Origin of the sequence: Streptomyces sp. NPDC048650, assembly GCF_043199095.1 — a bacterium.
Classification (GTDB): domain Bacteria; phylum Actinomycetota; class Actinomycetes; order Streptomycetales; family Streptomycetaceae; genus Streptomyces.
On the sequence record NZ_JBICVM010000003.1, the window covers coordinates 188,646 to 210,746 of the forward strand.

21 protein-coding genes and 1 tRNA gene are annotated in these 22,101 nt (G+C 72.4%); 10 read left to right on the plus strand and 12 right to left on the minus strand.

Annotated elements, in window-relative coordinates; translation table 11 throughout:
• Nucleotides 1-174: 174 nt before the first annotated feature.
• Nucleotides 175-768, plus strand: a complete 594-nt coding sequence (locus tag ACGFML_RS10220) for a histidine phosphatase family protein (RefSeq protein WP_393541989.1) — start codon at nucleotides 175-177, stop codon at nucleotides 766-768.
• A 91-nt stretch (nucleotides 769-859) separates the two neighbouring features.
• On the opposite strand, the gene ACGFML_RS10225 is transcribed toward ACGFML_RS10220, so the two are convergent.
• Nucleotides 860-2,248: a tetratricopeptide repeat protein gene (locus tag ACGFML_RS10225; protein WP_393541991.1), complete on the minus strand. Its 1,389-nt coding sequence runs from the start codon at nucleotides 2,246-2,248 to the stop codon at nucleotides 860-862.
• Nucleotides 2,249-2,493: 245 nt separating this feature from the next.
• Between ACGFML_RS10225 and ACGFML_RS10230 the strand changes: the two genes are divergently transcribed.
• Nucleotides 2,494-2,928 carry a hypothetical protein gene (locus ACGFML_RS10230; RefSeq protein ID WP_393541993.1) on the plus strand — a complete coding sequence of 145 codons (435 nt, stop codon included), beginning with the start codon at nucleotides 2,494-2,496 and terminating at the stop codon, nucleotides 2,926-2,928.
• Nucleotides 2,929-2,947: 19 nt separating this feature from the next.
• Here ACGFML_RS10230 and ACGFML_RS10235 read toward each other — a convergent pair whose 3' ends face one another.
• A complete protein-coding gene (locus ACGFML_RS10235; RefSeq protein WP_393542721.1) occupies nucleotides 2,948-4,243 on the minus strand; it encodes a glycosyltransferase in 1,296 nt (431 codons plus the stop codon).
• 62 nt (nucleotides 4,244-4,305) lie between these two features.
• Complete coding sequence (locus ACGFML_RS10240) at nucleotides 4,306-5,406, minus strand: hypothetical protein (protein WP_393541994.1); 1,101 nt, start codon at nucleotides 5,404-5,406, stop codon at nucleotides 4,306-4,308.
• A 265-nt stretch (nucleotides 5,407-5,671) separates the two neighbouring features.
• Here ACGFML_RS10240 and ACGFML_RS10245 point away from each other — a divergent pair, with 265 nt between their 5' ends.
• Complete coding sequence (locus ACGFML_RS10245; protein ID WP_393541996.1) at nucleotides 5,672-5,944, plus strand: chaplin; 273 nt, start codon at nucleotides 5,672-5,674, stop codon at nucleotides 5,942-5,944.
• Between the two features lie 147 nt (nucleotides 5,945-6,091).
• The gene (locus ACGFML_RS10250; protein WP_393541998.1) at nucleotides 6,092-6,952 is read left to right on the plus strand and encodes a spermidine synthase; all 861 of its coding nucleotides are present in this window, start codon (nucleotides 6,092-6,094) and stop codon (nucleotides 6,950-6,952) included.
• Nucleotides 6,953-6,997: 45 nt separating this feature from the next.
• Here ACGFML_RS10250 and ACGFML_RS10255 read toward each other — a convergent pair whose 3' ends face one another.
• Nucleotides 6,998-7,570 (minus strand): hypothetical protein, encoded by a 573-nt coding sequence (locus ACGFML_RS10255; RefSeq protein WP_393542000.1) that lies wholly within the window; start codon nucleotides 7,568-7,570, stop codon nucleotides 6,998-7,000.
• Nucleotides 7,571-7,687: 117 nt separating this feature from the next.
• Here ACGFML_RS10255 and ACGFML_RS10260 point away from each other — a divergent pair, with 117 nt between their 5' ends.
• From ACGFML_RS10260 to ACGFML_RS10270, 3 genes are all read left to right on the plus strand, one after another.
• Nucleotides 7,688-8,380: a response regulator transcription factor gene (locus ACGFML_RS10260; RefSeq protein ID WP_393542002.1), complete on the plus strand. Its 693-nt coding sequence runs from the start codon at nucleotides 7,688-7,690 to the stop codon at nucleotides 8,378-8,380.
• Nucleotides 8,377-9,780: a sensor histidine kinase gene (locus tag ACGFML_RS10265; protein ID WP_393542004.1), complete on the plus strand. Its 1,404-nt coding sequence runs from the start codon at nucleotides 8,377-8,379 to the stop codon at nucleotides 9,778-9,780. The genes ACGFML_RS10260 and ACGFML_RS10265 overlap by 4 nt, the downstream gene beginning before the upstream one ends.
• Nucleotides 9,781-9,986: 206 nt before the next feature.
• Nucleotides 9,987-11,048, plus strand: coding sequence for a chitinase (locus ACGFML_RS10270; protein ID WP_393542006.1), 1,062 nt, complete (start codon nucleotides 9,987-9,989; stop codon nucleotides 11,046-11,048).
• Nucleotides 11,049-11,140: 92 nt separating this feature from the next.
• Here the strand turns inward: ACGFML_RS10270 and ACGFML_RS10275 are convergent, their stop codons facing one another.
• A complete protein-coding gene (locus ACGFML_RS10275; protein ID WP_393542008.1) occupies nucleotides 11,141-12,064 on the minus strand; it encodes a helix-turn-helix domain-containing protein in 924 nt (307 codons plus the stop codon).
• A 123-nt stretch (nucleotides 12,065-12,187) separates the two neighbouring features.
• Between ACGFML_RS10275 and ACGFML_RS10280 the strand changes: the two genes are divergently transcribed.
• Nucleotides 12,188-12,841: an NAD(P)-dependent oxidoreductase gene (locus ACGFML_RS10280; protein WP_393542010.1), complete on the plus strand. Its 654-nt coding sequence runs from the start codon at nucleotides 12,188-12,190 to the stop codon at nucleotides 12,839-12,841.
• Nucleotides 12,842-12,907: 66 nt separating this feature from the next.
• Here ACGFML_RS10280 and ACGFML_RS10285 read toward each other — a convergent pair.
• From ACGFML_RS10285 to ACGFML_RS10300, 4 genes are all read right to left on the minus strand, one after another.
• Nucleotides 12,908-12,983 (minus strand) — tRNA-His (locus tag ACGFML_RS10285).
• A gap of 106 nt (nucleotides 12,984-13,089) precedes the next feature.
• Nucleotides 13,090-13,710 carry an oligoribonuclease gene (gene orn, locus ACGFML_RS10290; protein WP_393542012.1) on the minus strand — a complete coding sequence of 207 codons (621 nt, stop codon included), beginning with the start codon at nucleotides 13,708-13,710 and terminating at the stop codon, nucleotides 13,090-13,092.
• Nucleotides 13,711-13,715: 5 nt separating this feature from the next.
• The gene (locus ACGFML_RS10295) at nucleotides 13,716-14,795 is read right to left on the minus strand and encodes a GlxA family transcriptional regulator (RefSeq protein ID WP_393542014.1); all 1,080 of its coding nucleotides are present in this window, start codon (nucleotides 14,793-14,795) and stop codon (nucleotides 13,716-13,718) included.
• A gap of 542 nt (nucleotides 14,796-15,337) precedes the next feature.
• A complete protein-coding gene (locus ACGFML_RS10300) occupies nucleotides 15,338-15,643 on the minus strand; it encodes a hypothetical protein (protein ID WP_393542016.1) in 306 nt (101 codons plus the stop codon).
• A 365-nt stretch (nucleotides 15,644-16,008) separates the two neighbouring features.
• On the opposite strand from ACGFML_RS10300, the gene ACGFML_RS10305 reads away from it, so the two are divergent.
• The gene (locus ACGFML_RS10305; protein ID WP_393542018.1) at nucleotides 16,009-16,530 is read left to right on the plus strand and encodes a universal stress protein; all 522 of its coding nucleotides are present in this window, start codon (nucleotides 16,009-16,011) and stop codon (nucleotides 16,528-16,530) included.
• A 344-nt stretch (nucleotides 16,531-16,874) separates the two neighbouring features.
• On the opposite strand, the gene glmS is transcribed toward ACGFML_RS10305, so the two are convergent.
• Entirely contained in the window at nucleotides 16,875-18,704 is a 1,830-nt protein-coding gene (gene glmS, locus ACGFML_RS10310) for a glutamine--fructose-6-phosphate transaminase (isomerizing) (RefSeq protein WP_393542020.1), read from the minus strand.
• A gap of 105 nt (nucleotides 18,705-18,809) precedes the next feature.
• On the minus strand, nucleotides 18,810-19,085 hold the full coding sequence (locus tag ACGFML_RS10315) for a hypothetical protein (protein ID WP_393542022.1): 276 nt from the start codon (nucleotides 19,083-19,085) through the stop codon (nucleotides 18,810-18,812).
• 218 nt (nucleotides 19,086-19,303) lie between these two features.
• Here ACGFML_RS10315 and ACGFML_RS10320 point away from each other — a divergent pair, with 218 nt between their 5' ends.
• Nucleotides 19,304-20,893 (plus strand): beta-N-acetylhexosaminidase, encoded by a 1,590-nt coding sequence (locus tag ACGFML_RS10320; protein WP_393542024.1) that lies wholly within the window; start codon nucleotides 19,304-19,306, stop codon nucleotides 20,891-20,893.
• Nucleotides 20,894-20,940: 47 nt separating this feature from the next.
• Here the strand turns inward: ACGFML_RS10320 and ACGFML_RS10325 are convergent, their stop codons facing one another.
• A complete protein-coding gene (locus ACGFML_RS10325) occupies nucleotides 20,941-22,101 on the minus strand; it encodes an acyl-CoA dehydrogenase family protein (protein ID WP_393542026.1) in 1,161 nt (386 codons plus the stop codon).

Sequence of the window (22,101 nt, forward strand, 5' to 3'; positions counted from 1 at the left end):
CGGGGCAATCACCCGGAGATCGGCCCCCGGTGAACTCCGCTCCGGCCCCTGGCGCCCGTCCCCGGTTACGGACAAAACCACCCGTGCGCGATGATGGAGGAACGTCCCGCGGTCAACGCCGCCCGCGCCGAGAACGATCAACGAACCACCGAGGAATCGGCGAGAGGTACGACCATGGCAGCGCGCATATTCCTGGCCAGGCACGGACAGACGGAGTGGTCCCTGAGCGGCAGGCACACCGGGCGCACCGACATCCCCCTCCTGGACGAGGGCCGCCGCGGTGCCAAGCTCCTGGGCGAGCGGCTGCACCGCACCCCCTGGGACGGCCTGCCGGACGTCGAGGTCCGCACCAGCCCCCTGGTGCGCGCGAAGGAGACCTGCGAACTGGCCGGTTTCGGCGGCCGGGCCCGGGACTGGGACGCGCTGATGGAGTTCGACTACGGCGCCTACGAGGGCCTCACCCCGGCCGAGATCAAGGCCTACCGCCCCGACTGGCTCATCTGGCGCGACGGCGTGCCCCGGGGCGAGACCCTCGCCGACGTCAGCGAGCGGGCCGACGAGGTCGTCGCCTGGGCCCGCTCCGCCGACCGCGACGTCCTGCTCTTCGCGCACGGCCACATCCTGCGCGCCCTCGGCGCCCGCTGGCTGGGCCTGGACATCTCCTTCGGCGCCCGCATCCGCCTGGAGCCGACGTCCCTGTCGGTCCTCGGCTGGGCCTACGGCGAGCCCGCGATCGAGCGGTGGAACGACACGGGGCACCTGGGCTGACGGTGTCCGGCACCCGGCCCGGGCGAACTCCCGCGCCCGCGCCCCCGGTCGGCGCCGCCCGGCCGGCCACCGCGGGCCGGGCGGCCCGTGCTCAGCCCGCCGTCACGGCGTGCCGTTCCAGGAAGTCCGCCACCGCCCCGCGGTCCCGGTGCCCGTGCAGCTTGCGGGCGGTGCGGTCGAGCATGGCGCGGATACGGGCCGAGCGGACCTGTTCCAGCAGGACCAGGACGCGGGTGCCGGCCAGGGCGGACTCCTCCGGGGCGCCGCTGTCGGCGAGGTCACCGGCCAGCTCCGCGGTGAACAGGGCGATATTGCGCGTGAAGTGAGGGTCCTGCATCGTCACCGCACGGTGCGCGAGCTCCGCCGCGCGCTTCCCCTCGCCCAGCGCCGACCAGCACTGCGCCTGAAGGCCCGCCAGCTCGGCCTCCCCGTAGAAGGTCATCCACTCGGGGTCGTCGTCCTGCGCCCCGGCCGCGAACAGCCGCTCGGCCCGCGCCAGCGCCTGCTCGCAGCCCGTACGGTCCGCCAGCCCCGCCCAGCCGCCGGCCTCGCGCAGTGCCAGCAGGGACAGCAGCCGGGGTGAGCCGAGGTGCTTGGCGGCCTGCTGCGCGGCCTGGGCGGCGCGTACCGCCTCGCGGGGGCGGCCGGCGTCGCGGGCCAGGAAGGCGGTGTTGCAGAAGGCGTGCGCCTCCAGGGCCGCGTCGCCGCAGACCCGGGCGGTGGCCAGCGCCTCGGCGTAGTGCGAGCGGGCGTCGCCGAAGCGGCCCGAGTCGTGCGCCAGCCACCCCACGGAGATGGCGAGTTCGCCGGCCGAGGCGTGCAGCCGGTCGGCGACGGAGCGGCGCTGGACGCCGGAGTCCAGCATGTCGTAGGCCGCCCGCAGCGGCTCGGCGGCGCGGCGGTAGATGCCCTCCGCGCCGTGCCGGTCGTCCAGCAACCGGATGCGGCGGACGGCCTCCTCGACGGCGGTGGCCTCGGCCGCGCCGGCCCGGCCGCCCGGGGCCCGGGGGCCGGGCACGGCGGCGGCTTCGGTGGGGTACAGGGCGGTGATGCCCAGGGCGGCCGCCGGGCCGCCGGTGATGAACGCGCGACGCAGCACGTCGCTCTCCTCGGGGATCTGGATACAGGTATCGCGGTGGTCGGGTTCGGGTGCCAGGGGCGTGGTGCTCACCGCCGTACGCGCCCCCCGTCCGCGTACCGTCTCGCGCGGCGCGAAGCCCATGTCGGGCAGCGTCAGCCCGGGGAACATGTGCCGGAACACGCGCTCGTAGGCGTAGTTCGGGCAGCGGATCTCACCGGACTCGACGCGGCCCACGTAGCGGGCGTCGCACGAGACCTGCTCGCCGATCTCACGGGCGGACCGTCGGACCGCCGCCGCGAACTCGCCCGGGGACAGCCGGCCGCGCAGCTGTCGGAAGGCGGTGTTCGGGCGGGCGGGTACGGTGTGGGACGACGCTGATCTTGCTGGTGGCGACGCCATGGCGGACCCTCTCCGTGGCCTTTCCGTGCCATCTGGTGGCGGTGCCGCTTCCTGGCGGTGCGGCGGGACGACCGTACCGGCTAACAGGGGCGCGATACCGAGCGTGTTATGACAAAACGCCCATAACGCCCGCGATCCGCCATGAAGTGCCATCCTTTGCAGCGTTATGCCGCCGTAGCTGTTGACATACGAAGCCGTTGAACTCGGTGTAAAGGGCGCGGCGCGTGCATGAGAAGGAGTTCTCCATGTGGGAGACCGGCGTGAGCAGAGTCGTGGGCGGATCCGGACGAGACGTGCCGCCGGGGCTCGCGCGGCCCTGCGACCTCGTCACGGTGCCCGCCCGGCAGGGACTGGAGGCCGTCGACATCCTCCGGCTGCGCGACGGCGTCGGGCCGGTCCTGCACGACGGCGCCTGTCACACCCTCGGCTTCCTCGTGCCGCCGGGCACGGCCGACGGCTGGGACGTCCCGGGCAGCGCGTGTACCCAGAGCAACGGCCGCGGGCTCGCGGTGGGCGCGGCGTGCGGCGGCGACGGCGCCGCATCGGAGCCCCCGGTGTCGGGCACCGGCTGGCTGGTGCCGCCGGAGGGCGCGTATGCCGACGCCACCGACCCGGTCGTGCTGCGCGCGGCGCTCGGCGAGGCGGCCCGCACGATCGAGGCCGTCGACCGCTGTCAGTGACCGCTGCCGCCCGGCACCCTCACCTCTTCGACAGGGAGCCCTCGCGCGGGGACGGCGCGGGCGGCCGGGCCGGATCGGGCAGCACGACCTGGGGCGGGGCCGTTTCCGACGCGGGAGCCGGGAGCGCGGACTCGCCGGGCGCCGGCACCAGCGGGACCCGGGCCCGCGGGGCCCGCCGACCCTGTGCCGCGTCGACGGCCGCCTCGTAGACGTCCATCAAGGACACGCAGCTGCGGGTGATGTCATAGCGCCGCACCACCGGCGGGACCGGCAGTCGGCCGGGCCCCGCGCGCCGCAACTCGCGCAGTGCGGTCGCCACTTCGTGGACCACGGGGCTGATCCGGCGGGCGCCCGGGGTGTGGTCGGCGGGGAGCTCGTCGACGGCCGGGCAGCTGCCGTACAGGACGTGCAGCCCGGCGGCGAGCGCCTCCAGGACGGCCAGCCCGAACGCCTCGTCCTGGGACGGCGAGACGAACACGTCCATCGCCGCCAGCAGCCCGGGGATGTCCAGTGGCCGGCCCGGCCCGGCGTCCGCGGGCGGCTCGATCGCGCCGCCGGGCCCGCCCAGCAGATGGATGCGGTCGCCCGAGCCGAACTGCTCGGCCGTCTTCTGCAGCCTCTCGCGTTCGGGCCCCTCGCCCGCCAGCAGCAGGTGCACCCCCGAGAGCTGGGTCACCGCCCGGACCAGGACGTCGAACCGCTTGGCGGGGACGAGGCGGCCGACGCCGCCGACCACGAACGCGTCGAGCGGGATGCCCAGCCGGGCGCGGACGCCGGACCGGACGACGGGGTCGTGCCGGAAGCGGTGCGCCTCGATGGCGCTCGGCACCACATGGATTCGGGCTTCGGGCACGCCCCAGCGGCGCAGCCGGGCGGCGACGGTGTCCGAGACGGCGACCGTGGCCGAGCCGAGCCGTTCGGTGGCCCGATAGAGGGTGCGCACGCCGCGGGTCAGCCGGCGGCCCTCGATCACCGCGTCGCCCAGGGAGTGTTCGGTGGCGACCACGGCCCGCACGCCGGCCAGCCGGGCCGCGATCCGGCCGTAGACGCAGGCGCGGTAGAGGTGGGTGTGCACCAGGTCGTAGCCGCCGTCGCGGATGAGCCGGGTCAGCTGGGGCAGTGCCCGCAGGTCCCGGGTACCGGTCATGCCCAGATGGGTGACGGGAGTGCCGTCGGCCCGGATGCCGTCCGCGAGCGGCCCGGGGCCGGTGAGTGCGACGACCTCGCAGCGCGCCGGCAGCCGCCGCAGCATCAGCCGCAGCTGCTGCTCGGCGCCGCCCACCTCCAGGCCCGTGATGACATGCAGAACCTTCAGCACGTGCTGCTCCCTGATAACCGAGCTGACAGAAATCTCCGCGGGTATTTCCGGGATGCCGATCAGTGCCCGGTGTCGGCCTGGACGAAGAGCGCACCGAGCAGATATCCCGCATCCCGGTTCTCGAAGCGGAAAGCGATCCGGTCGCCGCCGGGCCGCAGTGCGGGTCCGAGATCGAATACGTCGGAATCAAATCCCAGGGTGTTGCGGTAAGCGGGCCGCCGGAGCGTGTCCCGGCCGAAATCAGTGATGGTGGAATTCATCACATCATTAGCCGGGTTGGCGGCATCCCAGAGCGCGATGGGCGTATTGCCGTCGACCGCGGCGGAGAGTGAATCATTTCCGCTGCCGCGGTCACCGTTGTATGCCAGCACACCCGCGCTGCCGCGCGCATTCGGCGGAAGCCGTAGCCCTTTCAGGTTTACCGAAAGGGCGCGCCGGTTTGCGTTCACGGCCTGAAATCCGTCCCACAGCGCGAGCCTGCGCAGCGGCTCACCGGCATTCACGTACGCGACGACCAGGGTCCAGCCGCCCCAGCCGCCGGCCGCGGAGATTCCGCGGGCCGCGTTCACCTGACCCACCGTGTAGAGGCCGGCGCCGCCGGCCCGCGCCTGCGCGGTGACGTCCGCCGACGCCTGGAACCCGTCGGTCCTGGCCGTGGTGCGGTGGCCCGTCAGGGTGTCGGCGCGCACCTCCCGGTAGCGGCCCTTGGGCGCGGCCAGCAGCACCCGGTGGCCGTCCGCGGCCGGTCGCCGCTCGCCGGCCCGCAGATTGCCGCCCCAGTACAGCCGGGCGTAACTGACCCGGGATCCGGGCGGCAACTCCAGCCGGGCACGGCTGGAGTTGCCGGTGCGGGCGTCGGCGTCGATGTCGATGTAGGTCATCCGGTAGCGGCCGTTGGCCCCGCCGTCGCCCTGCTGGACCGCGGTGCACGGGGCGCCCGCGCGGGTGGTCGACGCACCGCAGGTGAGCGAGGAGTTGGCGGCCCGGATGATTCCGCCGTGCTGGGTCGCGTGAAAGCGTTCCGCGAAGGGAATTCGCGCGGATTCACCGAGGGACGGTGTACGGGCCGCCGACGGCGTCACGGACAGGGCGGCCGACAAAGCCAGCGCCGCCACCGCGTATACGGTGCGGCGCGCGCTGCGGTCCTTCGCCTTCCGCATGCCGTCCTCTCCTGATTCACGCAGTCGCCCGGATTTCAATCAGTCAAACAGGAGAGCACTCTGACAGAAATCATGTTGGAAATCGTGGCAGGCACGCCGGGTGCGGCCCCGACTGTGCCGATCAGCGGAATAGGGTGGCGTGCCGAGCTGGGCGCGAACTCACGGACGGGGGAACATTTTCCCGGAAGGGCGAACGGCCGTATCCCGCCTCCAATTCGCTCGTTGTGACCGTTGCCCCATTCACGAAACCGAAAGGAGAACGGTGATGAAGCGGATCGCCAAGAGCGCTGCTCTGGCCACTGTCAGCTGCGCCATGGTGTTCGGCGGCGCGGGAATCGCCGCCGCCGGCGGCCACGGCCACGGCCACCACCATGGCCACGGCGCGACCGCTGTCGGCAAGGCGGTGCGTTCCCCGGGTGTCCTCAGCGGCAATGTCGTTCAGGTGCCGGTGAACATTCCGATCAACGTGTGCGGAAACACCGTCAACGTCCTCGCGCTGCTGAACCCGGCCTTCGGGAACATCTGCATCAACCGATGACCTGAGCCCGGCCCGGAAGCCATCGGGCCGGTCAGGAGCGTGGTGTACCGCGGCGGGCAACCCGGGGCCTCGTCCCGGGCGGCCCGCCGCTTCGCCGTGCGCGGGCCCCGCGCACGGCGAAGCGCCCGCCCGCCGGATACTTGAGGCATGGCAAAGAGCAGGCGCGGGCGCGGCGGCCCGGAACCCGTCACCCGGGCGGTGGCCGGCGGGGTCGCGGAGCTACGGCCGGACCGCGACCGCCCGCGCGGCTGGACGCTGCTGATCGACGGTGCCCCGCAGTCGCACGTGGACCTCGACGACCCGGCGTATCTGGAGTTCGCCTACCAGCGCCGCCTCGGCCACATCGCCGATCTGGCCGCGCCGCCCGGCAGACCGCTCCAGGTCCTGCACCTCGGCGGCGGCGCGCTGACCCTGGCGCGCTATGTCGCCGCCACCCGCCCGCGCTCCACCCAGCAGGTCGTGGAGATCGACGCCGAGTTGGTCCGACTCGTCCGCAGCCACCTCCCGTTGGACGGCGGCTGGCGTATCCGGGTGCGCGGCGGTGATGCGCGCGCAGGGCTGGCGAAGATACCGGAGGGCTGGGCGGACCTGATCATCGCGGACGTCTTCGGCGGCGCCCGCACGCCTGCGCATCTGACCAGCACCGAGTTCATGGCCGAGGTGCGCCGGGCACTGCGCCCCGGCGGCCATTACGCGGCCAACCTCGCCGACGGGCCGCCGCTGCGCTTTCTGCGCGGCCAGATCGCCACCGTCCGTACGGTCTTCCCCGAGCTGTGCCTGACCGCCGACCCGGCCGTGCTGCGGGGCAAGCGCTTCGGCAACGCCGTACTGCTGGCGTCCGACCGGGAGTTGCCGGTCGCCGAGCTGACCCGGCGGGCGGCGGGGGACCCGCATGCGGGACGGGTCGAACACGGGCGGGCGCTGCTGGACTTCACCGGCGGCGCGGCGCCCGTCGATGACGCCGCGGCGGTCGCCTCCCCCGCCCCGCCGGCCGCGGCCTTCGACTGACGCTGCCCGCCGAGGGTTTCGCCGAGGGTTCCGCCGAGGGGTTCGCTATGTCGCGTTGTTGCTGCTCTGTACGGTCGGCGGGTGGCCGTTCCAGGTGCAGATCACCGAGGTGTGCCCGGACTGGGACGTGAAGTCCACCCGGATCCACTGCTCCTGCTTCCACACCTGCATCTCCCACCCCGCGTTCGGGGTCGCCGACACCAGCGAGGCGGACCGGCCGCCCATGTCGAGGACGACCCGGCCGCCGGACGTGGCATAGCTCTTGACCCGACCGTCGGAGGCCGGCGCGGAGCCGGCCGGCGGGGTGGGGGAGGGGGCGTGGGACCGCGCGTCGCCGCCGCCGGAGGGCGTGGCCGGTTTCGACGCCTTGTCGTCGGAGGGGGGCGCGCTGTGCCCGGCCGTCCCGGACGGTTTGGGGCGGTGCGTGGAGGAGGCGCGGGGCGAGACCCCGGCGTCCGCCCGGGCCCCGGATGCGGTCACCTGACCGGAGAGCGGCAGCGCGCGGGGCGCGTCGTAGGCCGTACCGGACAGCACCGTGTGCACGCCGAACCACGACAGGGTGACCGCGGCGCCCGTCGCCAGCGTCCAGGCCAGCGCGTGAACCAGTCCTCGTTGCATTTGGCTCATACTGCACCACCGGCACGCCCCGTTGCAGCCCGTCCCGGACGGCCGGCGCCCCGGCCCTGCGTCAACCTCGGGCAGGGGCGGTGACCCGTATGGCGTACGGTGCCGCCCATGTCACGTGTGCTCGTCGTCGAGGACGACCAGTTCGTACGCTCGGCCCTCATCCGGCATCTGACCGAGGCCGCCCACACCGTGCGCAGTGTCGGCACCGCCCTGGAGGCACTGCGCGAGGTGGCGCACGTCGGCTTCGACGTCGTCATCCTCGACCTGGGGCTGCCGGACCTGGACGGGGCCGAGGCGCTGAAGATGCTGCGCGGGGTCACCGACGTCCCGGTGATCATCGCCACGGCCCGCGACGACGAGGCCGAAATCGTACGGCTGCTGAACGACGGCGCCGACGACTACCTCATCAAGCCGTTCTCCGTGGAACACCTCTCGGCCCGGATGTCCGCCGTACTGCGCCGCTCCCGTGCCGCCACCGCCGGCGCGGAACCCCCCTCCCGGGTGATGCGGGTAGGCGGCCTCTCCATCGATCCGCTGCGCCGCCAGGCCGAACTGGACGGCGCCGCGCTGGACCTGACCCGCCGGGAATTCGACCTGCTGGCCTTCCTCGCCGGACGCCCCGGCGTCGTCGTCGCCCGCAAGGAGCTGCTCGCCGAGGTCTGGCAGCAGTCGTACGGGGACGACCAGACCATCGACGTCCACCTCTCCTGGCTCCGCCGCAAACTGGGAGAAACGGCGGCGAAGCCCCGGTATCTGCACACCCTGCGGGGCGTCGGCGTGAAGCTGGAGCCGCCGCAGTGAGATGGGCACTGGTCAAGGTGGCGCTGGCGGTCACCGTCATGGTCGTGGTCGCGTTCGCGATACCGCTCGGGCTCGTCGTCAAGGAGCTGGCCCGCGACCGCGCGTTCTCCAACGCCGAGCGGCAGGCCGCCACCATCGGCCCGGTCCTGGCCATCACCACCGACCGCGCCCAGCTCGAACGCGCCGTCGCCAGCGCCGAGACCGGCCCCGGCGGCCGGATCGGCGTCCATGTCCCGGCGAGCGGCAAGCAGGGCCATCCCGCCGAGATCGGCGCCCGGCGGGCCGCACCGAAGGACGTGGCGGCCGCGGTGAAGCTCGGCCGGGCCTCCATCTCGCCCGTTCCCGGTGGCTCCTCGCTGCTCCAGCCGACCGCCGTCGCCTCCGGCATCGCCGTCGTCGAGGTCTTCGTCCCGGACGACGCGCTCACCAACGGGGTGGCCACCTCCTGGGTGGTGCTGGCCGGCGTCGGACTCGCGCTCATCATCGGCTCGGTCGCGGTCGCCGACCGGCTCGGCACCCGCATGGTGCGGCCCGCGGAGCGACTGGCCGGCGCCGCGCACGACCTGGGCAACGGCAGGCTCGGCGTCCGCGTCGCCGAGGACGGCCCCAAGGAGTTGCGGTCCGCGGCAGCCGCCTTCAACTCCATGGCCGACCAGGTGGTCCAGCTGCTGGCCAACGAGCGCGAACTGGCCGCCGACCTCTCGCACCGCCTGCGCACCCCGCTGACCGTCCTGCGGCTCAACGCCGCCTCCCTCGGCGACACCCCGGCAGCCGAACAGACCCGGGCCGCCGTCGAGCAGCTGGAGCGCGAGGTCGACCAGATCATCCGCACCGCCCGGGAGCAGCAGGCGCACGCCGGGCAGGCGGCCGCCGCTGCGGGCTGCGACGCCGCCGAGGTGATCCGCGAGCGGATGGCCTTCTGGTCGGCGCTCGCCGAGGACGAGGGCCGCACCGTGCGGGTGGCCGGCGCCGACCGTCCCGTAAGGATCCCGGTGGCCCGCCCCGAACTCGCCGCCGCCCTGGACGCGATGCTCGGCAACGTCTTCCGGCACACCCCCGAGGGCACCGCCTTCGCGGTCGACGTCCACAACGCGGAGGAGGCGGTGATCGTGCTGGTCTCGGACGCGGGCTCCGGTATCGCCGACCCGGACGCGGCGCTGCGCCGCGGCCACTCGGCGGGTGGGGACGGTTCCACGGGGCTCGGCCTGGACATCGTGCGCCGGCTGGCCGAGTCCACCGGCGGGGATGTCCGGATCGGCCGCTCGGTCCTGGGCGGCACCGAGGTACGGGTCTGGCTGGCGCTGGAGAACGGCAGCCGGCGGAACGGCGTACGGCGTGGCCACCGGCTGCGGCGCCGGCTCGTCGTACGGGGGCGACGGGCGGCGCGCACCGGCTCCTGAGCACCCGCCCGCCCCGGGCCCGGACCGGTTCCCGCGCCGCGGCTCTTAACCACCCCCTTCCGCTTCCTTAAGGCGTCCATAAGTCCGCCGACCGCCGTACCGAACCCGGCATTTGTCCGTTTCCCTGTCGCTAGCGTGCGGGACGCACCGTGGCGCACCCCCGGTGCGTTCCCTCCTCCCCCCACGTGACGACAGGCAGGCACGAGATGAGTTCCTCGGCACACCGCCGGCACAAGAGCCGCACCACCAAGCTGATCGTGGCCGGCGTGGCCGGCGTGGCCGGCGTGGCCGCCGCGGCCGCCGCCGGCGGCGCGTTCGCCGTCGCCGGCTCCGCCATGGCCACCAAGGCGCCGCAGGGCGACGCCCCCGCCAAGGCCGGCGCCGGCTTCTCCCCGTACGTCGACACCTCCCTCGCCCCCGCCTACGACCTGGTGGACACCGCCGAGAAGACCGGGGTGAAGACCTTCAACCTCGCCTTCATCACCTCCGGCGGCGGCTGCGACCCCAAGTGGGGCGGCTCCGGCGAGCTGGGCGGCGACGCGGTGGCCAAGCAGATACCCGCGCTGCGCAAGGCCGGCGGCGACGTCCGGGTCTCCTTCGGCGGCGCCAACGGCTCCGAGCTCGGCACGGCCTGCACCTCCGCCGACCAACTGGCCGCCGCCTACGGCAAGGTCATCGACCGGTTCCAGCTCACCAAGGCCGACTTCGACATCGAGGGCGGCGCGCTGCCCGACACCGCCGCCAACACCCGCCGCGCCCAGGCCATCGCCCAGCTGCAGAAGAAGCACCCGGACCTCGACGTCTCCTTCACCCTGCCGGTGCTGCCCGAGGGCCTGACCCAGGACGGCGTGAACCTCGTCGCCGACGCCAAGAAGAACGGCGTCAAGATCTCCGCCGTCAACATCATGGCGATGGACTACGGCCCCTCCTACAACGGCGACATGGGCACCTACGCCACCAAGGCCGCCACCGCCACCCAGGGGCAGCTCAAGAAGGCCCTCGGGCTCGGCGACGCGGAAGCCTGGAAGACCGTGGCGGTGACCCCGATGATCGGCGTCAACGACGTCCAGAACGAGGTCTTCAAGACCGACGACGCCACCGAACTCGTGAAGTTCGCCCAGGACAAGCACCTGGGCTGGCTGTCCATGTGGTCCTCGACCCGCGACAAGCCCTGCCCGGGCGGCGGCAACTCCGCCCAGCCCACGTGCAGTTCGATCGACCAGGCCCCGCTGGCCTTCACCAAGGCGCTCGGCGCCCACACCGGCTGACCCCCACCGGCGGTCCGGTCACCAGCCGTCCCGGACCACCGTCCCCGTGCGGGGCGCGGCGGGCCTCCCCCCACCCGCTGCGCCCCGCCGCCTCACACCGCGCCCGCCCCGCCCCGTACGGCCGCCCGGAACGCGATCGGCGTCGTCCCGGCCCGCCGCTGGAAGAACTTGCTGAAGTTGGTGGCGTCGGCGAAGCCCAGCCGGTCCGCGATCCGTGCCGCCGGCTGGTCGCCGTGCGCCAGCAGCCGCTTGGCCTCCAGCACCACCCGGCGGTCGATGAACTCCTTCGCACCGATCCCGGCCCCGGCCTCGGTGGCCCGGGAGAGGGTACGCGGCGCATACCCGAGCGACCGGGCGTAGTCGGCGACCCGGCGGCTGCGGGTGAAGTCCCGCTCCACCGCGTCCCGGAACCGCAGATATGTCTCGCTCGCCTCACAGGTCCCGTCCGCACCGGCCACGGCCCCGCCCGGATGGGCTGCCCGCAGCACCAGCACCGCCAGCAGATGGCGCAGCACCTCGACGTGCACCTCCAGTGGCAGCCCGCCCAGTTCGCCGAATTCCTGGTGCAGTGCGCGCAGCGCGGCGTCCAGAGCCCGCGCCGCGGCGCCCTCGGGGCGGCGGACGGCGGGCCCGTACCAGTCCTCGGCCCGGGCCGCCGCCGCGGTGCCCGGGGCCAGGAAACCGGCCTCGAAGAGCACCAGCCGCCCCTCCGCCCCGGTCAGGTCGCCGAAGTGCTGCACCTGTCCGGGGCGCGACCACAGCAGATCGCCGGGGGCCAGGACGTGCTCGCGGAAGTCGACGCTGTGCACCAGCCGGCCGCGCTCCACGAGCAGCAGATGGTGGAAGCCGGGACGGTGCGGCGTCGACAGCCGGCACGCGTCCGCGCGCTCGCGCAGCTCGGCCAGGGTCAGCACCTCCACCCCCGAGGGCCGCCCGGCCGGCGCGGCGAACGCCACCTCCCGGATCTCCGTGACGGCTTGATCGTCCTCCTGCCGCATCTGTCGGTTTCTGACCATGCCTGGTCCCCTCGCTACCCCGAAATGCGCCGCTACTGCTCCTAGCGTAGAAGACGTCGGCGCAACCGCTGACGGAAAAAGGAAGTCCGTCACACCGGACGCAACCACAGCTGGGAGACCCCCTTGTCCACCGAGATCGCTCTCTTCGGGGCCAACGGCACCATCGGCAGCCGCATCCTGAACGAGGCCCTGAGCCGCGGTCACCACGTCACCGCGGTCGTCCGCGACCCCGCGAAGATCACCACGACGCACCCCCGGCTGACCGTGACCACCGGTGACGTCCTCGACCCGGCGTCCGTCACCGCCGCGGCGAAGGGCCGGGACGTGGTGATCAGCGCCGTCGGCGGCGGCGACGGCCCGGGCCACCTGGCCACCATCGAGCCCGCCGCGAAGTCCCTCGTCGCCGGTCTGCGCACGCTCGGCGACCGGGCGCCCCGCCTGATCACCGTCGGCGGCGCCGGCTCCCTGCGCACCCCCGACGGCAAGCAGGTCTGGGACGCCGAGGGGCTCCCCGAGTTCCTGCTGCAGATCATGCACGCGCACGGCGACGCGCTCGACCACTACCGCACCGTCTCCGACGTCCGCTGGACCAATCTCAGCCCGGCCGCCACCATCGAGCCCGGTGAGCGCACCGGCGGGTACCGCACCGCCACCGAGGACCTGGTCGCCGACGCCGCGGGCGCCAGCCGCATCTCCACCGAGGACTACGCCGTCGCCCTGGTCGACGAGATCGAGCGGCCCCGCCACATCGGCGAGCGCTTCACCGTCGGGTACTGAGAGCGGGTACTGAGAGCCCGTACACAACACGCAAGGCCCCCGACCTGAGGTCGGGGGCCTTGACAGTGGGGTGAGTAACGGGACTTGAACCCGCGACATCCTGGACCACAACCAGGTGCTCTACCGGCTGAGCTATACCCACCATGACCGGTGCTGTGTGGTTCTTTTTCCCCACCGGCTGAGGAAAAGTGTACAGGGTCTTGAGGGGTGCTCGCTCCCGGGTTCTGCGCGCCCGGGAGCGAGCCGTGTCACGACGGAGTGGACCGCCCAGGGGCGGGCACGACGTGCTTCGCCGCGATCGTCTTCGCGGTGTCCGAGTCCGGGCCCGGATGGGGCACGAAGACCGCCTCCCGGTAGTACCGCAACTCCGCGATGGATTCGCGGATGTCGGCCAGCGCACGGTGATTGCCGCTCTTGTCCGGACTGTTGAAGTAGGCCCGCGGATACCAGCGCCGGGCCAGCTCCTTCACGGACGAGACGTCGACGATCCGGTAGTGCAGATAGCTTTCCAGCGTCGGCATGTCGCGCAGCAGGAAGCCCCGGTCGGTGCCGACGGAGTTCCCGCACAGCGGGGCCTTCCCCGGCTCCGGCACATGCTGCTTGATGTACGCCAGCACCTGCGCCTCGGCGTCCTCGAGCGTCGTGCCGCCGTCGAGCTCCTCCAGCAGCCCGGAGTCGGTGTGCATGGTGCGCACCACCTCCGGCATGGTGGTCAGTGCCTCGGCCGGGGGGCGGATCACCACATCCACCCCGTCGCCCAGCACGTTCAGCTCCGAGTCGGTGACCAGTGCGGCCACCTCGATGAGTGCGTCGTTCGCCAGCGAGAGCCCGGTCATCTCGCAGTCGATCCACACCATGCGATCGTTCATGCGCCTCACCCTACGGGGCGCTCCCGCTGGCCGGGCAGCACGGGGCGGCCCGCGCCGCGTGCGACGGGGACCTCCGGCAGCCGGGCGGCGAACGCGTCCGACTGCGGTTTCCCGTTCTCGCCCGGTTCCACGGCGGCCAGCGCCGCCGGGCCGTGACCGGCCACCGCGGGCGAGAAGCGTTCCGCACCCCCCGACCCCATCGGCGGCCGCTCGGCCCGCTCCGGCCGCAGCGCGGGCTCGGGTGCGCCGCTCTGCGGCCGCCGCGCGCGGTAGGCCGCGCGGTAGGCCGCGGGCGAGGCGCCCAGCTGCCGCCGGAAGTGGCCGCGCAGCGCGACCGGCGAGCGGAAGCCGCAGCGCCCGGCGACCTCGTCCACCGAATAGTCGGAGGTCTCCAGCAGCCGCTGGGCCTGCAGCACCCGCTGGGTGATCAGCCACTGCAGCGGCGCGCTGCCGGTCAGCGAACGGAAGCGCCGGTCGAAGGTGCGCCGGCTCATGTAAGCGCGCGCGGCGAGCGTCTCCACGTCGAACTGCTCGTGGAGGTGCTCCAGCGCCCAGGCGACGACCTCGGCCAGCGGGTCGGCGCCGATCTCCTCAGGTAATGACCTGTCGAGGTAGCGCTGGTGCCCCATCTCCGAGGCGGTGCGGCGCGGCGGTACGACCAGCCGTCGGGCGAGTGCGTTGGCGGCGTCCGCGCCGTGGTCGGTCCGCACGATGTGCAGGCACAGGTCGATGCCGGCCGCCGTCCCCGCGGAGGTGAGCACGTCGCCGTCGTCGACGAAGAGCTCACGGGGGTCGACATGGACGGACGGATAACGCTTGGCGAGCGTCGGCGCGTACATCCAATGGGTCGTGGCCGGACGGCCGTCGAGCAGTCCGGCCGCGGCGAGGACGAACGCCCCCGTGCACAACCCGACGATCCTGGCCCCTTCTTCGTGCGCGCGACGCAGCGCGTCGAGCGCGGCGGGCGGCGGGGCCTGGGTGATGGAGCGCCAGGCCGGTACGACGACCGTCCCGGCACGGGAGATCGCCTCCAGCCCGTAGGGGGCGGAAAGTTCGAGCCCCCCCGGTGGTGCGCAAAGGCGCATCTTCGCCCGCGCACACAAGCAGTCGGTACCTCGGAACGCCGGCATCCTGTCGGTCGATGCCGAAGACCGAGAGCGGAATGGAGCTCTCGAAAATGGGGCCGCCGCTGAAGAGGAGCACCGCGACTATTTCGCGGCGTCGTCGGGCGGCGAGCTTGCGTGCGGCGTCTGGTACGGCAGCGGAGTCCTGGCTCATGGCACTTAAGCCCCCCTCGGTCGTCTCGCCCTCTCGGTCCTGCACAGTTCCCCCGCCGTCACTACCAAGATCGAATCTACTGTGTCCCGTGAGGATGGATGGCCAAGTTCACCACCCACTGGTATGTCGATATGGCAACTTGGCGCGAAGCATTCGATCACGAAGCGTTCCACTCGTCGGCCCTGCATGGGAAGTACGCGTCTCGGCTCTGCCCGTTCGCAGTAGGGCACAACCGTGCCCAGCGGTCCTTTCCGCCCTGCTCAAGCCCGGGTTGGAGGGTGGTCGGGGCGGGGGTCGGATCCCGGCTGCAAGTTGGCTGAAAACGTGCGTGCGCAGACTTGCGAGTGCCTCAATCGACCGGCGTGCGCCGCTCCCAGTACTGCCCGCCCCCTTGCGCTCCCGCCCCCATATGTCCCGTTCTGTCCCGATGCCGTCCGGCCTCGCGCACCCGGACCCGGGCCGCGCTCCGTTCGGATTGCCGCAGCAGTGCGCGGCAGGCGCAGGTCACCGCGGCGAGACCGGCGGCCGCGCCGGCCGCACCGGCGACCGGGGTACCGCTGACGATCAGAACGAAGGGCACCAGGGCGCAACCGAACGCGCCCCAGCGCACCACATCGCTCACTGAGTCGGGTGATCTCTTGGACGGCGCGGGCATCGCGGGCTCCCTTCCGGCGGGCAGCTACTACAACGCCGCCGACGATCACGGGTCACCGCGATGGGTACGTACGGGGGCAGGCCGGGGCATTGCCATCCGCGCCACGCTCCGGCATGCTCCGGGGAACGTTCGAGGCCCTGATCCGCCCGGCGGGCGCTCCGCGTCCCACGGTGGAGTCTGGGCAGCGGAGGAGTGGCGCCGTACTCTTGGGGTATCGGGTTGGGAAGATGATTCCCAGTCGTATTGTTTCTCTTTGAACTATGGCTCCCGCTCCGCGATCGAGCCAGCTCAGTCAACTGCCGGATCAAGTCAATCGCCGTTCCCCGTCCGCCCCTCCGCAAGAGGACGTTCTCGCCGAGACACCAATGGCCGGTCACGAATTCCCCGAACCCGCGGACCGCAAGCAGGTCGCCGATCCGACGGCGGACCTGGAAGCGGCGGAAGAGACACGCCACTCCTGCGACCCCGCCTTCCAGCACGGCGTGGTGGTCGGCTTCGACGGCTCCATGTCGAGCGAACGCGCGTTGGCGTATGCAATCGGTATGACCCGGCGCTTCGGCTCCGGGTTGATCATCGTCCATGTGGCCAACCGGCTGCCGACGACCGTGTGGGCCGGCTGCGAGCCCCCGGTGTTCGTGGACGTCCCCGATCACCGCACCGAGGTGCTGGGCCTGGAGCTCGCCTGCGCCGACCATCTCACCGAGGTGCCCTGGATCCTCGTCGAGCGCGGCGGGGACATCTGCCACGAGCTGGAGGAGGTCGGCCGGGAGTACGAGGCCGACGCCATCGTGGTCGGCTCGACGCACGGCCTCGTCGGCCGGATCTTCGGATCGGTGGCGGGTCGGCTCGCGCGCCGCGCGCAGCGCCCGGTCATCGTCATCCCCTGACCCCGCCCGGCTCCGGCCCCGGCGCGTGATCAGTTCTCCTCGCCCCGTCCACAGTTGAGGGGGCGTCATGGGGATTGTGGGTAGTCCGCCCGTCCCTCCGCGTGCGGAGGTGGGTCGTCCCCCGGTGAGGGGTAGAACACCGGCACGTGTCCGCGGCGCTCCTCGCGGGATCCGGGGGGCCGCGCACGCGTCAGCGGCGTGCCGCCCACCGGGAGGTGACGGTCTCCGGGGCGGCGGCATCCGGCCGGCGTACGGGCGACGCCGGCCCAGGGGAGGCGGCGGTTCCGTGCGTATGGTGGCACGCGCGGACCCGCCGCCGGTCCCGGAGCGGGTGCGGCCGGTGGCTACTCCACCGTGACCGACTTGGCCAGGTTCCTGGGCTTGTCGATGTCCCGGCCCAGGGCCAGGGCCGTGTGGTAGGCGAGGAGTTGGAGCGGGATGCCCATCAGGATGGGGTCCAGTTCGGGCTCGTTCTTGGGGACGACGATGGTGTGGTCGGCCTTCTCCTGCTCCTGGTGGGCGACGGCGAGGATGCGGCCGCTGCGGGCCTTGATCTCCTCCAGCGCGGCACGGTTCTTCTCCAGCAGGTCGTCGTCCGGCACGATCGCGACGGTCGGCATCGCGGGCTCGATGAGCGCCAGCGGGCCGTGCTTGAGCTCCGAGGCCGGGTACGCCTCGGCGTGGATGTAGGAGACCTCCTTGAGCTTCAGGGAGGCCTCGCGCGCCACCGGGTAGCCGCGCACCCGGCCGATGAACATCATCGACTTGGCGTCCGCGTACCGGGTCGACAGCTTCTTGATCTCGTCCTCGCCCTTGAGGATCTCGTCGATCTGGCCGGGCAGCTTGCGCAGGCCCTCGATGATCCGCTTGCCGTCCGCGACGGACAGGTCACGGATGCGGCCGAGGTGCAGGGCGAGCAGGGCGAAGGAGACCACCATGTTGGTGAAGCACTTGGTGGAGACCACACAGACCTCGGGGCCGGCGTGCACGTAGATGCCGCCGTCGGTCTCCCGGGCGATCGCCGAACCGACGACGTTCACCAGACCCAGCACCCGCGCGCCCTTGCGCTTGAGCTCCTGGACGGCCGCCAGCACGTCGTAGGTCTCACCGGACTGGGAGACGGCGACGTACAGGGTGTCGGGGTCCACGACCGGGTTGCGGTAGCGGAATTCGGAGGCCGGCTCGGCGTCCGAGGGGATGCGGGCCAGCTCCTCGATCATCTGGGCGCCGATCTGGCCCGCGTGGTACGAGGTGCCGCAGCCGAGGATCTTCACCCGGCGCACGCCGCGTGCCTCGCGGGCGTCGAGGTTGAGGCCGCCGAGGTGCACGGTGGAGAACCGGTCGTCGATCCGCCCGCGCAGCGCGCGGTCCACCGCGTCCGCCTGCTCGGAGATCTCCTTGTGCATGTACGTGTCGTGGCCGCCCAAGTCGTAGGACTCGGCCGCGTACTCGACGGTCTCCGGCGTCGCCGTCGTACGGGAGCCCTCGGTGGTGTACGTGCGGTAGTCGTCGGCCTTGAGGGTGGCCATCTCGCCGTCGTCCAGGGTGACGACCTGGCGGGTGTGCGAGACCAGCGCGGCGACGTCGGAGGAGACGAACATCTCGTGCTCGCCGATGCCCAGCACGACCGGGGAGCCGTTGCGGGCGACGACGATGCGGTCGGTGAAGTCGGCGTGCAGCACGGCGATGCCGTACGTGCCCTCGATGTGCCGCAGCGCCTCGCGGACCTTCTCCTCCAGCGTCTCGGCCGCCGAGCGGCCGATCAGGTGGGCGAGGACCTCGGTGTCGGTCTCGGAGGCGAAGTCGACGCCCTCCGCGGTCAGTCGGGCGCGCAGGTCGGCGGCGTTGTCGATGATGCCGTTGTGGACGACCGCGACCTTGCTCCCGGCGTCGAGGTGCGGGTGCGCGTTCGCGTCGGTGGGCGCGCCGTGCGTGGCCCAGCGGGTGTGGGCGATGCCGGTGGTGCCCGCGAACCGCTTCGGCAGTCGGGCCTCCAGCTCACGCACCCGGCCCTTGGCCTTGGCGGTCTTCAGGCCGCCTGCGGCCTTGCCGGAGCCGCCGGCGTGGATGGCGATGCCCGCCGAGTCGTAGCCGCGGTACTCCAGGCGCTGCAGGCCCTCGAGGAGCAGCGGAGCAACATCGCGCTTGCCGATATAGCCGACAATCCCGCACATACAGTGACCTCCGGGTGCATCGTGGTGACGAGTTCGTTCGTGGTGACGGACGTACTGGTGTTTCTTGATCGGTTCCGGGTGTGCCCGGCCGCCCGGGTGGGCGGATCAGCCGTAGACGACGCGGCGCAGCTGGCGTATCGAGAGCGGTGGCGGGGTCACGGCGCGGTGCGGCAGCTCGTGCGAGATCCGCTCGAAGATCGCCTCGTTCCGCAGCCCCTGGGACTGCAGCTCGCGGTGTCTGCGGCGGACGAACCCCTCGGTGGTCTCGTCGAAGTACGCGAGCACGTCCAGGACCACCCGCGTCGCCTCGCCGCGTTGGAGCGGCGTGCTGCGGATCAGGTGGTCGACGAGGTCCTCGTGGGACGGACGATGATCGGGCACCCGTTGATACTGCGTGGCGGCGCCGGGATTCGCAAGAAATCTGCCCGATTTCGGGCAGGTCCCTGAGATGGCGCCCGGAAAGTGGTCTGAACCTTGACCGCGTACGAGGCTCACGGTACGCATGGTCACCGTTCGGTCGCTCCATGCCATGCAGGACATGCCAGACACGGCACATCGACCTCACATGCCGTGCACGAGGTTCGCCGAAGGGACCGTCGATGAGACGACGCAGACTTCTGTTTTCGCTGCTGCTGGTCGCCGCCGCCGGAATGGGGACCGGCGCCGCACCGTCCCCGCCGGCCGCCGCCCCCGTACCCCTGGACCGGGTCGTGCCGGCACCCGCCTCCGTGCGGCCCGGCGGGGACGCCTACACCCTCGGCGAGGGCACCCGGATCCGGGTGCCCGGCGGATCGGCGGAGGCCGGGCGGATCGCCGACCAGCTGGCCGGCCTGCTGCGCCCGGCCACCGGATACCGCCTGCCGGTCACCACCAAGGACGGCCGGGACGGCATCGTCCTGCGGCTCGGCGGCCCCGGGGCCGGCGGGCTGGGCGCGGAGGGCTACCGGCTCACCGTCGGCGCCCGCACGGTGACCATCAGCGCCGGGCGGCCCGCCGGCCTCTTCCACGGCGTCCAGACGCTGCGCCAGCTGCTGCCCGCGGACCTGGAGAAGCGCACCGGGCAGCCCGGGCCGTGGCGGATCGCGGGCGGCACCATCGCCGACTCCCCGCGGTACGGCTACCGCGGCGCGATGCTCGACGTCTCCCGGCACTTCTTCACCGTCGACCAGGTCAAGCGCTACATCGACCAGCTGGCGATGTACAAGATCAACAGGCTCCACCTGCACCTCTCCGACGACCAGGGCTGGCGGATCGCCGTCGACTCCTGGCCGAAGCTCGCCACCTACGGCGGCTCCACCCAGGTCGGCGGCGGCAAGGGCGGCCACTACACGAAGGACGACTACCGCGAGATCCTGCGGTACGCCGCGAGCCGCTATCTGACCGTCGTCCCCGAGATCGACATGCCCGGCCACACCAACGCCGCCCTGGCGTCCTACGCCGAGCTCAACTGCAACGGCCAGGCGCCGCCGCTCTACACCGGCACCAATGTCGGCTTCAGCTCGCTGTGCGTGCCGAAGAAGGTGACGTACGACTTCATCGACGACGTCATCCGCGAGATCGCGGCGCTCACCCCCGGCCGGTACCTCCACATCGGCGGCGACGAGGCACACTCCACCAGCCATGAGGACTACACGGCCTTCATGGACAAGGCGCAGCCGGTGGTCGCCAAGTACGGCAAGACCGTCATCGGCTGGCACCAGCTGACCGGCGCCCACCCGGCGAAGGGCGCCGTCGCGCAGTACTGGGGCTACGACGCCACCTCCGCGGCCGAGCGCAAGCAGGTCGCCGACGCCGCCGCCAACGGCACCGGCCTGATCCTCTCGCCCGCCGACCGCGCCTACCTCGACATGCAGTACGACAAGGACACGCCGCTGGGGCTGCACTGGGCGGGCTATGTGGGGGTGCGGCGGTCCTACGACTGGGACCCGGGCAGCTACCTCCAGGGCGCGCCCGCCGACGCGGTCGTGGGCGTCGAGGCGCCGCTGTGGTCCGAGACCCTGTCCACGTCCGCGCACATCGAGTACATGGCGTTCCCGCGGCTGCCGGGTATCGCGGAGCTGGGCTGGTCGCCCGCCGGGACGCACGACTGGTCCTCCTACCGCGAGCGGCTGGCGGCACAGGGACCCCGCTGGGACGCCCTGGGGATCCACTACTACCGCTCGCCGGAGGTGCCCTGGCCCGCGCGCTGAGCCGCTGGGGCCCGACGTGCCGGCCGGCACGTCGGGCCCTGTGCTTCCTAGGCCCCGACGCCCAGCTCCCGGGCGATCAGCATCCGCTGGACCTCGCTCGTGCCCTCGCCGATCTCCAGGATCTTCGCGTCCCGCCACATCCGCGCGACCGGGTACTCGTTCATGAAGCCGTAGCCGCCGTGGATCTGGGTGGCCTCGCGGGCGTTGTCCACCGCGATCTCGGAGGAGTACAGCTTGGCGAGCGCGGCCTCCTTCTTGAACGGTTCGCCGTGCACCAGGCGGGAGGCCGCATCGCGCCAGGCCAGCCGGGAGGTGTGGGCGCGCATCTCCATGTCGGCGAGCTTGAACTGGATGGCCTGGTTGGTGCCGATCGGGCGGCCGAACGCCGTCCGCTCCCCGGCGTAGCGCACCGACTCGTCCACGCAGCCCTGCGCCAGGCCGGTGGCGAGCGCCGCGATGGCGATCCGGCCCTCGTCGAGGATGCGCAGGAACTGGGCGTAGCCGCGGCCCTCCTCACCCAGCAGGTTGGCGGCCGGGACCCGGACGTCCGCGAAGGACAGCTCGCGGGTGTCCGAGGCGCTCCAGCCGACCTTGGAGTACGGGGCGCCGACGGTGAAGCCGGGGGTGCCGGCGGGCACGATGATGGAGGAGATCAGCGGGCCGCCGTCGTCCTTGCGGCCGGTCACCGCCGTGACGGTGACCAGGCCGGTGATGTCCGTGCCGGAGTTGGTGATGAAGCACTTGCTGCCGTTGATCACCCAGCTGTCGCCGTCCCGCACCGCCGTCGTCCGGGTGGCGCCGGCGTCCGAGCCGCCGTCCGGCTCGGTCAGACCGAAGGCGCCGAGCATCTCGCCGCTGCACAGCTTGGGCAGCCACGTGCGCTTCTGCTCCTCCGTACCGAAGCGGTGGATCGGCATGGCGCCCAGTGAGACGCCCGCCTCCAGGGTGATGGCCACCGAGGAGTCGACCCGGGCCAGCTCCTCCAGGGCGATTCCCAGGGCCAGATAGTCGCCGCCCATCCCGCCGTACTCCTCCGGGAACGGCAGGCCGAACAGGCCCATCTCGCCCATCTGCGCCACGATTTCGTAAGGGAACTCGTGGCGCTCGTAGTAGTCGCCGATCTTGGGGGCGACGACGTCGTGCGCGAACGCCTCGACCGTGCGCCGGAGTTCTTCCAGCTCGGCGGGGAGGCGGTGGTCCAGGGACAT

Excerpts from the sequence above, each read along its gene's own strand:
- ACGFML_RS10220 (WP_393541989.1), top strand. The coding sequence starts at position 175 with ATGGCAGCGCGCATATTCCTGGCCAGGCACGGACAGACGGAGTGGTCC.
- ACGFML_RS10225 (WP_393541991.1), bottom strand. The coding sequence starts at position 2,248 with ATGGCGTCGCCACCAGCAAGATCAGCGTCGTCCCACACCGTACCCGCC.
- ACGFML_RS10230 (WP_393541993.1), top strand. The coding sequence starts at position 2,494 with ATGTGGGAGACCGGCGTGAGCAGAGTCGTGGGCGGATCCGGACGAGAC.
- ACGFML_RS10240 (WP_393541994.1), bottom strand. The coding sequence starts at position 5,406 with ATGCGGAAGGCGAAGGACCGCAGCGCGCGCCGCACCGTATACGCGGTG.
- ACGFML_RS10245 (WP_393541996.1), top strand. The coding sequence starts at position 5,672 with ATGAAGCGGATCGCCAAGAGCGCTGCTCTGGCCACTGTCAGCTGCGCC.
- ACGFML_RS10250 (WP_393541998.1), top strand. The coding sequence starts at position 6,092 with ATGGCAAAGAGCAGGCGCGGGCGCGGCGGCCCGGAACCCGTCACCCGG.
- ACGFML_RS10255 (WP_393542000.1), bottom strand. The coding sequence starts at position 7,570 with ATGCAACGAGGACTGGTTCACGCGCTGGCCTGGACGCTGGCGACGGGC.
- ACGFML_RS10260 (WP_393542002.1), top strand. The coding sequence starts at position 7,688 with ATGTCACGTGTGCTCGTCGTCGAGGACGACCAGTTCGTACGCTCGGCC.
- ACGFML_RS10270 (WP_393542006.1), top strand. The coding sequence starts at position 9,987 with ATGAGTTCCTCGGCACACCGCCGGCACAAGAGCCGCACCACCAAGCTG.
- ACGFML_RS10275 (WP_393542008.1), bottom strand. The coding sequence starts at position 12,064 with ATGGTCAGAAACCGACAGATGCGGCAGGAGGACGATCAAGCCGTCACG.
- orn (WP_393542012.1), bottom strand. The coding sequence starts at position 13,710 with ATGAACGATCGCATGGTGTGGATCGACTGCGAGATGACCGGGCTCTCG.
- ACGFML_RS10295 (WP_393542014.1), bottom strand. The coding sequence starts at position 14,795 with ATGCGCCTTTGCGCACCACCGGGGGGGCTCGAACTTTCCGCCCCCTAC.
- ACGFML_RS10300 (WP_393542016.1), bottom strand. The coding sequence starts at position 15,643 with ATGCCCGCGCCGTCCAAGAGATCACCCGACTCAGTGAGCGATGTGGTG.
- ACGFML_RS10305 (WP_393542018.1), top strand. The coding sequence starts at position 16,009 with ATGGCCGGTCACGAATTCCCCGAACCCGCGGACCGCAAGCAGGTCGCC.
- glmS (WP_393542020.1), bottom strand. The coding sequence starts at position 18,704 with ATGTGCGGGATTGTCGGCTATATCGGCAAGCGCGATGTTGCTCCGCTG.
- ACGFML_RS10320 (WP_393542024.1), top strand. The coding sequence starts at position 19,304 with ATGAGACGACGCAGACTTCTGTTTTCGCTGCTGCTGGTCGCCGCCGCC.
- ACGFML_RS10325 (WP_393542026.1), bottom strand. The coding sequence starts at position 22,101 with ATGTCCCTGGACCACCGCCTCCCCGCCGAGCTGGAAGAACTCCGGCGC.